General features: G+C 69.3%; 14 protein-coding genes. 3 read left to right on the top strand and 11 right to left on the bottom strand.

The features are described from left to right. Window positions 1-125: 125 nt before the first annotated feature. Window positions 126-305 (bottom strand): hypothetical protein, encoded by a 180-nt coding sequence (locus tag ACFQ6X_RS14345; protein ID WP_383181007.1) that lies wholly within the window; start codon window positions 303-305, stop codon window positions 126-128. 278 nt (window positions 306-583) lie between these two features. Between ACFQ6X_RS14345 and ACFQ6X_RS14340 the strand changes: the two genes are divergently transcribed. Further along, window positions 584-988, top strand: a complete 405-nt coding sequence (locus ACFQ6X_RS14340; RefSeq protein ID WP_383181004.1) for a hypothetical protein — start codon at window positions 584-586, stop codon at window positions 986-988. Between the two features lie 129 nt (window positions 989-1,117). Here the strand turns inward: ACFQ6X_RS14340 and ACFQ6X_RS14335 are convergent, their stop codons facing one another. From ACFQ6X_RS14335 to ACFQ6X_RS14305, 7 genes are all read right to left on the bottom strand, one after another. After that, window positions 1,118-2,122 (bottom strand): MerR family transcriptional regulator, encoded by a 1,005-nt coding sequence (locus ACFQ6X_RS14335; RefSeq protein ID WP_383181001.1) that lies wholly within the window; start codon window positions 2,120-2,122, stop codon window positions 1,118-1,120. A gap of 3 nt (window positions 2,123-2,125) precedes the next feature. After that, window positions 2,126-2,797 (bottom strand): HEAT repeat domain-containing protein, encoded by a 672-nt coding sequence (locus ACFQ6X_RS14330; protein WP_383180999.1) that lies wholly within the window; start codon window positions 2,795-2,797, stop codon window positions 2,126-2,128. Window positions 2,798-2,927: 130 nt separating this feature from the next. After that, window positions 2,928-3,434, bottom strand: a complete 507-nt coding sequence (locus ACFQ6X_RS14325) for a type II toxin-antitoxin system Phd/YefM family antitoxin (RefSeq protein ID WP_383180996.1) — start codon at window positions 3,432-3,434, stop codon at window positions 2,928-2,930. A 72-nt stretch (window positions 3,435-3,506) separates the two neighbouring features. After that, window positions 3,507-3,902 (bottom strand): carbonic anhydrase, encoded by a 396-nt coding sequence (locus ACFQ6X_RS14320; protein ID WP_383180993.1) that lies wholly within the window; start codon window positions 3,900-3,902, stop codon window positions 3,507-3,509. A gap of 486 nt (window positions 3,903-4,388) precedes the next feature. Then, the gene (locus ACFQ6X_RS14315) at window positions 4,389-4,886 is read right to left on the bottom strand and encodes a hypothetical protein (RefSeq protein WP_383180990.1); all 498 of its coding nucleotides are present in this window, start codon (window positions 4,884-4,886) and stop codon (window positions 4,389-4,391) included. Window positions 4,887-4,892: 6 nt separating this feature from the next. Continuing rightward, complete coding sequence (locus tag ACFQ6X_RS14310; protein ID WP_383180988.1) at window positions 4,893-5,609, bottom strand: GNAT family N-acetyltransferase; 717 nt, start codon at window positions 5,607-5,609, stop codon at window positions 4,893-4,895. A gap of 326 nt (window positions 5,610-5,935) precedes the next feature. Beyond that, window positions 5,936-7,063, bottom strand: coding sequence for an NADH:flavin oxidoreductase (locus ACFQ6X_RS14305; RefSeq protein ID WP_383180985.1), 1,128 nt, complete (start codon window positions 7,061-7,063; stop codon window positions 5,936-5,938). Between the two features lie 115 nt (window positions 7,064-7,178). Here ACFQ6X_RS14305 and ACFQ6X_RS14300 point away from each other — a divergent pair, with 115 nt between their 5' ends. Both ACFQ6X_RS14300 and ACFQ6X_RS14295 read left to right on the top strand, forming a co-directional pair. Next, entirely contained in the window at window positions 7,179-7,613 is a 435-nt protein-coding gene (locus ACFQ6X_RS14300) for a MarR family winged helix-turn-helix transcriptional regulator (RefSeq protein WP_383180982.1), read from the top strand. A gap of 383 nt (window positions 7,614-7,996) precedes the next feature. After that, window positions 7,997-9,133 (top strand): PQQ-dependent sugar dehydrogenase, encoded by a 1,137-nt coding sequence (locus tag ACFQ6X_RS14295; RefSeq protein ID WP_383180979.1) that lies wholly within the window; start codon window positions 7,997-7,999, stop codon window positions 9,131-9,133. A gap of 85 nt (window positions 9,134-9,218) precedes the next feature. On the opposite strand, the gene ACFQ6X_RS14290 is transcribed toward ACFQ6X_RS14295, so the two are convergent. The 3 genes from ACFQ6X_RS14290 to ACFQ6X_RS14280 all read right to left on the bottom strand — a co-directional run bounded on the left by ACFQ6X_RS14290 (window position 9,219) and on the right by ACFQ6X_RS14280 (window position 12,186). Beyond that, on the bottom strand, window positions 9,219-9,575 hold the full coding sequence (locus ACFQ6X_RS14290; protein WP_383180976.1) for a DoxX family protein: 357 nt from the start codon (window positions 9,573-9,575) through the stop codon (window positions 9,219-9,221). Window positions 9,576-9,809: 234 nt separating this feature from the next. Continuing rightward, on the bottom strand, window positions 9,810-11,483 hold the full coding sequence (locus tag ACFQ6X_RS14285; RefSeq protein ID WP_383180973.1) for an acyl-CoA dehydrogenase family protein: 1,674 nt from the start codon (window positions 11,481-11,483) through the stop codon (window positions 9,810-9,812). Window positions 11,484-11,520: 37 nt separating this feature from the next. After that, window positions 11,521-12,186, bottom strand: a complete 666-nt coding sequence (locus ACFQ6X_RS14280; protein ID WP_383180970.1) for a TetR/AcrR family transcriptional regulator — start codon at window positions 12,184-12,186, stop codon at window positions 11,521-11,523. Window positions 12,187-12,218 lie beyond the last annotated feature (32 nt).

Genomic DNA, 12,218 nt, shown 5'->3' with positions numbered 1-12,218 from the left:
TCGAGCCAAACCACCCGCCGGTGTTGGCCTGGCCCCCCAACCCCCCGGGGGCGGGTCCCCACCCCCCCCCGCGGGGGGGGGGGGGGGTGGGGGTCCACCCCCCCACCCCACACCCCGTGAACCGGTCAGTACCGCACGGTGACCGTGGAGACGCTGAGATAGGCGGCCACGGTGTCCTGCCCGTTCAGACTCGAGTAGTTGAAGTAGTACGTGCCCGCGGCCTTGTCGCCGAAGCTCGACGTGTCGCAGTAGTTGTTGTCCCTGTTCACGACGGTGTCGGGCAGGCTGGCACGGGCCTTCTTCAACTGAAGTCCCGCGTAGGTAAACCGGCCGTTGTCCACGGAGCAGCCGGAAAACCTCACGTTGGTCGAGACACTGTCCGAGTTACCGTCCGCCCAGTGTTTCGACTCCTTCCCCCGGCAGCCACGCGCTGATGCTGCTGGTGAACCGCCCTGCGCGAACGCCGGTGCGATTCCCAGTACTCCGACGACCGCAGACTCGTCGCGACAGCTGCTATCAGAGGGGTGAGGAAATTCTCAAGGGGGGCCTGTCCGGCGGATCATGGTGATGGCAGAGTGCGCCCATGAGTTACAGCATTTACCTGCTCCGGTTCGTGGAGGGTGAGGTCGTCGCCCTGGACATTGAACAGTTCCGGCAGGCGACAGCGCCGTACGTGGTGGAGGGTACCCAGGAGGAAGGCTTCTCCCAACTTCGCGCGGAGGACGGGGGCGAGGCGGACCTCTACCACGCATTTCATGGCGAAGAGGGGATGTCATGTGTGACGGCGACGCACTTCGCACGTGGCGCGATGAGCGGCGTGCTCGCCCGGCTGGCGGCCGCCCTCGGGGCCTCGGTCGTGCCCCAGGACGGGGAACCGCTGATCCTTCACGAAGACGATCGCCGTCATCTTCCTGCGGACCTCCAGGGGAGGGCCTCCGTCATCGTCCCCACGGCTGAAGCCTTCGAGGCGGTAATCAACGGGACCTGAGCGACTCTGCCCCGGGAGAAGCCCCAGGTTCTCCTGCGGCTCGGGTCCGGCACGGCCGGGAGGTTGCGCGGTGCCCGGGAGGTTGGCGGTGCTCGGCCGGGTCGGGGGTGAGGTCGGCGGATCGGTCCCTCACCGTTCGTCACGGAGGCGAAGAAGGTACGTCGCGGTCAGCGCAACAGCACGGTCCACGTCTTGCGACAGCTCCTCCAGTGCCCGTGACGCCCTCGTCCCCGGGATGCCTGCCAGGGCCTGGGTCAGCCGTCCGCGTGCGGACGCTTCGGCAGTGTCGTGGCCGAGGCGTTCGACGAGCCCGGTCGCGATCTGATCCGCCGTCGCGGTGTCCTTCGCCAGCACGCTCAGCGCATCGGCTGCGTCGGTGTCGTTCCTGCCCTGCACGATCATGTCGATGAGCGTCGGAACCGCATCGGCCATGCCACGTGTGCCGAGCGCCAGAGCCGCATGTCCGCGGACCACTTCGTCGTGGTTCGCAAGGGCATCCCGCAGCCCCGCGGCGGCCTCGCCGTCGGGCATCTCGGCAAGGGACTGAACGGCACGTTCCCGTACGGCGGCCACAGGTGAGTGGAGACCCTCCGCGAGCAGTGCCGAACCGCCGTCGCCCGATCGCGCCAGCGCCCAGCGCAGGGCCCCGGCAACGATCGGGTCCGTCTCGCTCAGTGCCGCCTCGACCAGTGCCTCCACCGGCACCGGAACCTCGCCGACCGAGGAGAGGGCCGCGCGCTGACGCGCGTCAGCACTCTTCGACCCCAGTGCCTGGAGGAGCACAACGACTTGGAGGACGTCCTCCCAGCCGGCGGGGTCTGCGGCATCGATCCGTCGCAGTCGTGTGAGCAGTTCCGTCTCCGCGGCGATGCGTTCACGTGTCTGACGGATGAGGTCGCCGACGAGCGTCGAGGGTGTGAAACCGGGATCGTCGAGCGCGCGTCCGATCTCACGAAGCGACAGACCCAGCGACCGCAGGCTTTCGATGTGGAAGATCCGCCGGATGTCCTCCCCGGAATACTCCCGATAGCCGGAGCCGGTACGACCTGAAGGACGCACCAGACCCAGCGACTCGTAATGCCGAAGCATGCGGGCGCTGACCCCGGACCGTCGCGCCACCTCACCGATCAACACGCCCTATCGTCCCTCCTCGCCGGACCCGCCGAGGGCCACGACGCGCTTCGCCTCCTCGATGGCGGACTCGAATCCGGCGTCCGGATCGCGCAGAAGCCGTTCTGTCGCGAGGGCGTGCGCACGCGCGCGCGGATCGGGGGCCGTCGTCGCCGCCTGCAGAGCCGGCACAGTCGCTTCGCCCAGCGCGACCAGTGCCCGGCTGAGACTGAGCTGCGTCTCCCGCCCCCCGCGCCCGAACTGCGTCGCCAACACCGTGGCCAACGCGGACTCCTCGCCGTCCGGTACGAGCACGACCGCGGCGCGCCAGGCGCTTCGCGCCACCTCGTCGTCGGCGTCGGACAGAAGTGTCCGTGTGATGGCCGGCCACGCCTGCGGGTCCCCGATCTTGGACAGCGTGTGCAGCGCCTGGCTCCGTGCCTGCCCACGCTTCGAGCGGACTTCGCTGAGCAGCCCGGGGAGCGTCATGGACGCCGGGTGGCGGGTGAGCGCCCAGGTCAGCATGTCGCGGACGAAGAACTCCGGCTCGACCGCGCAGCGCTCGATGAGCGTGGCGACGAAGCGCGGGTCGGGCGTCGTACCGACCGCCAGAGCAGCCCGCAGCCGTACGGACGAACGGTCGTCCTCCAGCCCCTGGAGTGCTCGTACCGCGTCCGCGTCCTGAATCGTGATCGTCATCGAGATCACCTCCTTGGCAAGGAGTGAAGACCTTGTCACCGTGTCAAGGTCAAACCGGGTCCACTACAGCTCGCGGTCTCGCCCAGAACTGCGGTGGGGCCTCGGTTCGCGGTCCGAGGTCGGGCTCTCCTCAACGTTCCTGCTCGCCGACCGGGGGCTGTCGGGCCAGGAATTCCTCGAACGCCGCCGCCTGCTTGGGATCCATGTATCCCTGGCGCGCATGCAAGGTCCTGTCCGCAAGCCATGCCGCCTCGTCGGCGGGCAGTTGTACAGCGATCACAGTGCCGCCCCGGGCAAAGCTGACACGCCTGCCATCGGCGCGCACGTACCGGGTGTACGGGCCGTACTCCTGCGGCCTGGCCAACGGTTCGACCCGCAGCCTGCCGACGTCCCAGGTCGTCCCGTTCGCGTCCGCCCCTTCCTCGTCCTGCGGTATCGATGCGGGTACGGGATAGTCGGCGCGGGCCCAGTGCTCCAGCTCGGCCACGGCCTCCGCCGGGAACAGCACGCTCACCGGCACGTCTGCCTCTGTCAGCACAACGCGCTCACGGGTGGACTCGACCAGCGAGACGAGGCGCGCGTAGTCGATCGGGTCTGAAGCGAACCGACGCTCAACAACGATCTTCACGTCATCCATGGAGCCGGACGCTACATGGTGAGCCTCTTTCCCAGGAATCCAGGAATCCAGGAACCCAGGGTGTGGGCTGATTCAAGAAGGCGCGCCGCCCAGTACTTCCACCGTGCCGGTGTCGAGCGAGTAGTAGGCGCCGACGACGGCAAGGGCGCCCTTTCCCACGAGTGGGGCGAGGTCGTTGTTGGAGCGCAGGTCGGCAGCGGTCAACGTGACCTGGGCGCGGGCCATGGTCTCGACCGGGTCGGAGCCACCCTCCCCGGCTGCCTGTTCGTATGCCGGTCGTAGAGCCTCGACGATCGCTTGCAGGTTGCCGGGCAGCGGCTTGCTGTCACGGATGGATTCGTACGCTGCCTTGATGGCGCCGCAGCGCTGGTGGCCGAGGACCACGATGAGCGTGGTGCCACTGGTCATGGGTCCGTACTCGACGGAACCGGTGACCACAGGGCCGACCGCCTCTCCACCCGTGCGCATCACGTAGAGGTCACCCAGCCCGTGTCGAAGAGGAGCTCAGGCGGCACTCGGGAGTCGATGCACGAGAGGATCGCCCCGAAGGGTTCCTGCTCCTGGGCCAGGAGCTGACGCCGGTCCGGATCCCTGTCGGGGTGTCGGAGGTCCCCGCTCACCCAGCGCTCGTTGCCTTCCATCAGCCTCGCGAAGGCCGCGGTGGGTGTGGTCGGACGAGGACTTGGTGAAGCTCCGGCCGCCGCCGGGGCCGCCCTCGTGGAGGAGCACCCCGCGCGCGCCACGGTGGCGCCCGCAAGGTCGCCGCCCAGCAGCGCCCTACGATCCGGACGTCCTGCCCTCTTCATCGATTTCCCCTCGATGCCGCTCGGACATGGCCGGGTTCCTGGTGCCGCGCCCGGGATCCACCGGCCCATGATGTGAACTCTCTCCCGCACCTGCTGTCAGGTCGCCCGCGCCACGCTGAACATGTGCCGTGGTCGGCACGCAGGGAGGTCAGTCCTGTCCGGCGGCCCTTCTGCCGATGTGTTCCAGGAACTCTTGGATGCTTGCCGAGTCGGCCTCGAAGTCGTGGAACCAGGAAGCCGTGGTCGACCTCCACACCCGCCCACTCCCAGTCACCGCAAACGACCGGCCGCCGCCATCGCTGGCGAACACGAGAGAGGATGGCTCGTCGTCGATCCGGACGGATCCGTACTGCTGGAAGTGTGTTGCGACCATCGAGGCCGAGTGGATGAAGTATCCGTTGCCGACGTCCGGCAGGGAGACCTCACGGATCACCCAGTAGAGGGTGGTCAGGTCGGAGGGGATCGGTGTCATGTCCACCAGCGCATCCGTCGCCCTGTGGCTCTGCTCCGTTGCCGGAGCGACGACGTTCTCACCTGGCGGAAACCCGTGTGTCCGAAGAAACGACGACGTCAGAGTCCTGACCGCTGAATCAGTCCGCTGGCACCAGCCACGCACCCACTCCGCGTCGAGCCGCTCGCCGGACACCGGCACTCAGCCCTCGGTCCTGGTCTTGACGAGCGGCACGTCCCGCGTGAACTCCCGGAAACCGACGCCGTAGTACAGCCCCCGTGCCTGGGGATGCCCCGGGGCACCCAGACAGGCGGCCTTCACGCGCCTGGCCCCCGCCGCACGTGCCCAGGTGCACCCGTGCAGAAGCATGGCCCTTCCCAGCCCCAGACGCCTGTACTCCGGATGGGTCCCGACCGGTTCGAACTCAACTGTCTTGTTCGCTTCGTCGAGCCACATGATCGTCGAGGATGCCATCGTTCCGTCCGGCGCCTCCACCAGGAGGTGCAGGTCGCCGCGGTACGCCTCCGTCTGCCGGACGCCCTGGTAGCCCTCGGCCGTGTACGTCGAGGGAGCCCAGGCGTCGAGATGGGCCTGTACGGCGGCTTTCGGGCTGGCCTCGTCGGCGGTGGCGGCTTTCGGGCCGGCCTCGTCGGCGGTGGCGTCCTTCACCGACCCGTCGCTCCGCCTCACCCGGTGCGGAAGCCGGGCCCAGCTCCACGCGACCAGATCCCCACCGGAGAACCACAGCCGACGCGGCCGGTTCACGCCGTCGGCGGCGTGCCCCTTGCCCCAGTTCCATGCCAGCTCGCCGAACGTCGCGTCGCTGTTGACGAGGTCCGGGCGGGTGGCAGTGACACGCCGCGCCAGACCCTGCATGCGCTGCACGTCCGCGGCGGTCACACGCTCGACATTCGGCATGGTGCGCCACTGTGTCAGGACTCCCCCAGGGCGTCGAACCGTTTTCCGGGCCGCCGATCACGGCGGTCAACAGCACAATGCGCCAGTGATCCTTCGCGCTCCGGGGCTGCGCGAAGGATCACCTCAGGCCGCCTCTGCTGCCGACGGATCCGCGTCGCGGGACACTAGGGTCTTTCGTTTGGATCAGGCCGGATCAGTGACCGGGTTCTGGTGCCGTGGATCGCAAGGCGGAGGAGGGAAGCATGGCGGAGCCATGCCGACCGACGACAACGCGGCGAGGTGCGGCACCAGGGCACGCGAGCCCGGCCTGACCCAAACGGGAGGCCCTAGCTCAGCGTCTTCAGCGCCGCCGCGTCGTACGGCTTCATACCGTCGACCTGGCCGGCCAGGACCTTCGCCGCCCACTCAGGGTCCTGGAGCAGGGCGCGGCCGACGGCGACCAGGTCGAACTCGTCGCGCTCCAGGCGGTCGAGGAGGTTGTCGATGCTGCCGACCGCTGCCCCCTCGCCCGCGAACGCGCGGATGAAGTCGCCGTCGAGGCCGACCGAGCCGACGGTGATGGTGGGCCTGCCGGTGAGCTTCTTGGTCCAGCCCGCCAGGTTCAGGTCCGAGTCCTCGAACTCAGGGAGCCAGTAGCGGCGGGTGGAGGCGTGGAAGGCGTCGACGCCGGCCGCGGCAAGCGGGGCCAGGATCGCCTCCAGCTCCTCCGGGGTCTCGGCGAGCCTCGCGTCGTAGGCCTCCTGCTTCCACTGCGAGTAGCGGAAGATCACCGGGAAGGCGGGCGAGACGGCTTCGCGGACCGCGGCCACGATCTCGGCCGCGAACTTCGTACGGGCCACGGGGCCGCCGCCGTAGGCGTCGGTACGGCGGTTCGTCCCCGCCCACAGGAACTGGTCGAGGAGGTAGCCGTGGGCACCGTGCAGCTCGACGCCGTCGAAGCCGATGCGCTCGGCAGCTGCGGCAGCCTCGACGAAAGCGCCGATGACGTCGTCCAGGTCCTGCCGGGTCATCGCCTTGCCGGTGCCCTCGGTGCCGTCGACGCGGATGCCGGAGGGGCCGACGGCGGGGGCGTCGGCGTAGGGGGCCTCGCCCTGCTTGCGCACCATGCCGATGTGCCACAGCTGCGGGACGATCGTGCCGCCCGCGGCGTGAACGGCGTCGGCGACCTTCGCCCATCCCGCCAGCTGCTCCTCACCGTGGAATCGCGGCACACGGTCGCTCTGCCCGGCCGAGTCATGGCCGACGTAAGTTCCCTCGGTCACGATCAGCCCCACACCCGCGGCGGCGCGGCGGGCGTAGTACGAGCGCACGTCCTCACCCGGAACGCCGCCCGGGGAGAACATGCGCGTCATCGGCGCCATCACGATGCGGTTCGGGACGGTCAGGCCGTTCAGCGTGACGGGCCGGGACAGGATCTCGGCCGCACGGTGGGCCGAGGACGCGGTGACGGACACGGAGGTGCTCCTCGCAGGTACTTGATAACGTTGATGGTTGATAACCTCAAGCAATGAGAAGACGGTAGATCTAAATATTTGAGATTGTCAAGTTTCCTGGGGTAAAGTGACTGCCATGACAGGACCTGCCCGCGTCGATACAGCTCGGCTCATGGAGCTGCTCTCGGTGTCCCTCGGCGCCTACTACGGCGACTTCACCATCGCGGCAGCGAGCGAGAACCTCACCGCGAGCCAGGGCAAGGCACTGACCGTGCTGCGCCGGGGGCCCGCCGCGATGCGCGCCCTGGCTCACACCCTCACCTGCGACGCCTCCAACATGACCGGGATCGTCGACCGGCTGGAGAAGCGCGGCCTGGTGCGCCGCGAGCCCAGCCCCTGCGACCGGCGCATCAAGAATGTCCTCCTCACCGCGGAGGGCGAGCGCGTCGCCGACACGATTCGCGCGAAGATGCGCACCACGCAGGAGGGCCTGGACAGGCTCACCGACGAGGAGCGGGACTCCCTGCACACCCTGCTGGAACGAGTCTTCATCTCCCGGCCGTGCACCTGAGCCGGGGCAGGTAGCGACGACGGTCCGCTCACGCTTCGACGGCCGTCGCTCCCCCGGTCATACAGCGGCTCCAGCACCGGCGGCCCAGCCGTCCGCCGCCGATGCCGGGCCGCTTCGCGTCCGCCGCCAGGGCGATGCCCAACAGGAGCCCACGACCGCGATGTTGACCGGGAGACAGGGGCACCCCGGACCCGTCGGCGCGACGCGGAAGCAGATGGGCGAGGCCTTGGTCTATACCAACCAGCGCCGTCCCAGTATTCTCATCCGTGGCCAGTAGCACACTCTTCCCCCACCCAGGTTGCGTGCTGGCGCGGGCGACGCCCACCTCTCTCTGCCCCGAGCAGCCGGGTGAACCTCCCCATTCGCCGCCTCTAGGAGTCACGGTGAAATTTCGCACCAGAAGCTCGGCGATCATCGGCGCCATCTGCCTCGTCGCTTCCCTCGCCCTGACCACGGCGTCCGCCGACGAGCCCGCCGCCCCAGGTCAGGCAGCGAAGGTGACGCTGAAGAAGGTCGCCACGGCCCAGAATCCGTCCGCCGGTGCCGCCGGACCCGGTGGCACGGTCTGGATAGCCGAACGCGCAGGCACCGTAAGGGTCTTGAGCCCCAAGGGGCTCGGTGAGCCCGTCCTCGACATATCCGGAGAGACCACCACCGACGGCGAACGCGGCCTGCTGGGCATCGCGTTCGACAAGAGGTTCGCGCACTTCTACATCTCGTTCACGAACCTTGAAGGAACCAGCACCGTGGACGAGTTCGCCGTACGGGGCGGCAAGATCCAGCCGAACACCCGACGCACCGTCCTCACCCAGACGCAGCCCTACTCGAACCACAACGGCGGCGACATCAAGTTCGGCCCCGACGGCTACCTCTACATCGCGTTCGGCGACGGCGGCGCGGGCGGCGATCCGCACGGCAACGGGCAGAACCTCGACACGCTGCTCGGCAAGATGCTGCGGATCGACCCGAGCGGCGGCAAGCCGTATGCGATCCCGCCGGACAACCCGTTCGTCAACGACCCGAACGCCAGGGACGAGATCTGGGCGTACGGGCTGCGCAACCCGTGGCGGTTCTCCTTCGACGCGGGTACGGGTGACCTGCTGATCGGTGACGTCGGCCAGAGCGACTGGGAGGAGATCGACTGGGCCCCGGCGAGCAGCAAGGGCGGTGAGAACTACGGCTGGTCCCAGATGGAGGGCACCCACCCCTTCCGGGGAGGCACGGAGCCCGCGAACCACGTACCGCCGATCCACGAGTACGACCGCACCGGACTGGGCTGCTCGGTGATCGGCGGATTCGTCTATCGAGGCAAGGCGATCCCGGACCTCAAGGGCCAGTACGTGTTCAGCGACTACTGCGACGGCACCGTCCGCGCCCTGCAGCTGGAGAACGGCAAGGTCACCGGCGTGAGCGACCTCGGAGTCAACGGCGGCGAGACCGTCTCGTTGGTGCAGGGCTGCAAGGGCGAGCTGTACGTACTCGGTATTGCCGGCAGCATCTCCCGCATCGACCCGGCGTAACGACTACGGGATACAGAAGCCGCACGGCAGCGAGTAGCCCCGCGCGGGCTCGGAGTTCGGCCACGTGCCGAACTCCGGGCCCGGGTCACCAGGCGCCGTGGTGGGCCAGGCCCAGTGCCAGGGCGGCCACCGCGGTGAGGAGGAACACGATCCCGCCCACGATGTTGCGGGAGCCCACCCGCAGGTGGGCATAGATGGCGCCGACGAAGTACAGGACGAGGCCCGAGGCGGCGAGAGTTCCCAGGAGTGGGACGGCCATCCCGGCCAGCAGCCCCACGGTGCCCGCCGCCAGCAGCATGCCAAGCACCGGTACCCACTTCCGGGGTATCCCCTTCATGTCCGCCTGGGTCTTGGGGTACTCGTGGCCGATCAGGTAGGTGACGGCCGCGGCGCCGTTGAAGACCGCGCCGAGGATGGTGACCGTGACATAGGCGGCGAACACGATTTCTCCGTTTCTGTGGTGCGTAGCGTTTCTGAGCAGTCCGTCATGGGAGGCCGCTCTCCTGCATGACGAACCATGGGCTCGCTTTTGTGACACCGGTGACCGGCCGGGGCATGGCAGTGGTCTCGACGCAGCATGTCTTCGGCTGAGGACCACCGCGTGACGTGCTGTCGGGGCCGGGGCCGACGCTTCCCGTTTGCGCTGATGACCGTTTCCCGGGCTACGGAACGGAGCTCAGCCGGCAGCCCCCGGGAGCCGGGCGATGACGCCGGACAGGTCCGTGCCGGCAGGGAGCGTACCGAAGGCCAGGCCCTGGTCACCGGCCAGCCGCGAGGCGCAGAACGCGTCCGCGACGGCGGCCGGGGCGTGCCGGACGAGCAGGGAGCCCTGCAACACCAGCGCCATGCGCTCGACCAGCCTGCGGGCGCGCACGGCCGCGTCCTCGGTGAGCACCAGTTCGCCGCGCAACTGCCGCCAGGCCGCGTCGAGTCGTGCATCCGCTCCCGCGGCGATCTCGATCTCCGCACCGAAAGCGTCGAGGGACTCGGGTTCACGGGTCATGGCGCGCAGCACATCGAGTGCGTTGACGTTGCCCGAGCCCTCCCACAGGCCGTTGAGCGGGGCCTCCCGGTACAGCCGGGGCATCCCCGACGCCTCGTCGTAGCCGTTGCCGCCGAGACACTCCAAGGCTTCGGCGACCGCCGCCGGCTGGCGCTTGCACACCCAGTACTTGCCGACCGCAGTGGCCAGCCGCAGGAACACCCGCTCCCCCGCGTCACCGCGCTGTGCACGGTCGGTCGCTCCCGCGATCCGCAGCGCCAGGGTGGTCGCCGCCTCCGACTCGATGCCGAGGTCGGCGATGACGTTGCGCATCAGGGGCTGGTCGATCAGCTTGGTGCCGAACACGGAGCGGTACCTGATGTGGTGGGCGGCCTGCGCGAGTGCGGCACGGGTCCCGGACGCGGAGCCCAGGATGCAGTCGAGCCGGGTCATGGTGACCATGTCGATGATGGTCCGCACACCCTGCCCCTGACGGCCGACCGGCCAGGCAACGGTGTCGTCGAACTCCGGCTCGCTGCTGGCGTTGCTGCGGTTGCCCAGCTTGTCCTTCAGCCGCTGGATACGGAAGGTATTGCGACTGCCGTCCGGGAGCACGCGCGGGACCAGGAAGCAGGACAGCCCTCCCGGAGCCTGTGCCAGCACCAGGAAAACATCGTTCATCGGAGCGCTGGTGAACCATTTGTGGCCGCGCAGTCGCCAGGTGCCGTCGGGCTGTTCGGTGGCGACGGTGGTGTTGGCCCGTACATCGGTGCCGCCCTGCTTCTCCGTCATGCCCATGCCCGCGAGCAGACCGCTCTTGCCGGCGGGGGCGCGCAGACCCGGGTCGTACGTCCGGCTCGTCAGCAGCGGCTCGTAGAGAGCGGCCAGCTCCGGCGCCGAGCGCAGGGCGGGGACGACCGCGTAGGTCATCGAGACCGGGCATCCGTGCCCCTGCTCCGCCGAACTCCACACCATGAAGCCCGCCGCGCGGGCCACATGGGCGCCGGGCCGGGCGTCGGCCCACGGCGCGCCGCCGAGGCCCTCCCTGATCGCCACGTCCATGAGCGCGTGGTACGAGGGGTGGAAGTCCACCTCGTCGATCCGGTTGCCGTAGCGGTCATGGGTGCGCAGCACCGGCTCGTTACGGTTGGCCTCCTCGGCCCAGCGCTGGACCTGCTCCGAGCCGGCCAGCCGGCCCAGGCGGTGCAGGTCCTCCACGTACCACTCGGCGCCCTCGCGGCGGACTCCCTCCAGCAGTACGGCGTCGTCGGCTACATCGTGGCCGACCAGCGGCGGCGGTTGGTTGGTCACCTCATGGGTGCGTGCGGTGGGGTCGCTGCTCAGTGCGGCGTCTGCTGTCGTGGTCATCTCGGTCCTCCGGACTCGGGGTCGTACCAGGGCGCGGTCACAGGTGGTCGGCGTCCACGTCGTCGGCGTCGTGGTCGGCCCTGGCGCCGAGCGGTGCGGCAGCGCCCGCGCAGCGCAGGGCCATCGCCACCAGTTCGGTGACCAGGTGGTCCGCGTCGGCGCCTTCGGCGGGAGCGGACAGTGGGTCGACGAGCACTTCGCCGATCGCCCCGGTCAGCGCGGCTGCGGTGACCTCCGGGTCCTGGTCGGGCAGCAGACCTGTGTGGATGCCCTCGCGGATCACCTCGGCGAAGACCTCGCGGTAGCGGCGCCGGAACCCCAGCCGCTCCTCGCCGAGCGCCGGTTCGGCGGGGGCGGCAAGCAGGGCGTGGGCCAGACCGCGGGACTCCATGGCGCGGCGGGCGAAGACGCCGACGCCCAGCGCGAGCCGCTCGACCGGGTCCCGGCCGCCTTCCGTGAGGACCTTGCCGAGCACCTCGACCTCACGTCCCGACGCGCGGCGGAAGACCTCTACGGCCAGCGCGCCTTTGGAAGGAAAGTGCTGGTAGACCGAGCCGACCGACATCCCCGCCGCTGCGGCGACCACGGTGACGGATGCGTTGGCCCAGCCCACATCGGCCACGACGGCGGTCGCCTGCTCCACCAGATGCTCCCTGGCGGCGGCGAGGCGGTCCTGCACAGCGGGTGTCTTGCGGTAGGCCATGCAACAAGTGAACCACTGTTCAGATCTTCACG

The organism is Streptomyces sp. NPDC056452 (assembly GCF_042796085.1).
GTDB lineage: Bacteria > Actinomycetota > Actinomycetes > Streptomycetales > Streptomycetaceae > Streptomyces.
The sequence above is the reverse complement of the archived record's forward strand: the minus strand, read 5'-3'. Positions and strand labels throughout refer to the sequence as shown.

Excerpts from the sequence above, each read along its gene's own strand:
- ACFQ6X_RS14340 (WP_383181004.1), top strand. The coding sequence starts at position 584 with ATGAGTTACAGCATTTACCTGCTCCGGTTCGTGGAGGGTGAGGTCGTC.
- ACFQ6X_RS14330 (WP_383180999.1), bottom strand. The coding sequence starts at position 2,797 with ATGACGATCACGATTCAGGACGCGGACGCGGTACGAGCACTCCAGGGG.
- ACFQ6X_RS14325 (WP_383180996.1), bottom strand. The coding sequence starts at position 3,434 with ATGGATGACGTGAAGATCGTTGTTGAGCGTCGGTTCGCTTCAGACCCG.
- ACFQ6X_RS14320 (WP_383180993.1), bottom strand. The coding sequence starts at position 3,902 with ATGCGCACGGGTGGAGAGGCGGTCGGCCCTGTGGTCACCGGTTCCGTC.
- ACFQ6X_RS14310 (WP_383180988.1), bottom strand. The coding sequence starts at position 5,609 with ATGCCGAATGTCGAGCGTGTGACCGCCGCGGACGTGCAGCGCATGCAG.
- ACFQ6X_RS14300 (WP_383180982.1), top strand. The coding sequence starts at position 7,179 with ATGACAGGACCTGCCCGCGTCGATACAGCTCGGCTCATGGAGCTGCTC.
- ACFQ6X_RS14285 (WP_383180973.1), bottom strand. The coding sequence starts at position 11,483 with ATGACCACGACAGCAGACGCCGCACTGAGCAGCGACCCCACCGCACGC.
- ACFQ6X_RS14280 (WP_383180970.1), bottom strand. The coding sequence starts at position 12,186 with ATGGCCTACCGCAAGACACCCGCTGTGCAGGACCGCCTCGCCGCCGCC.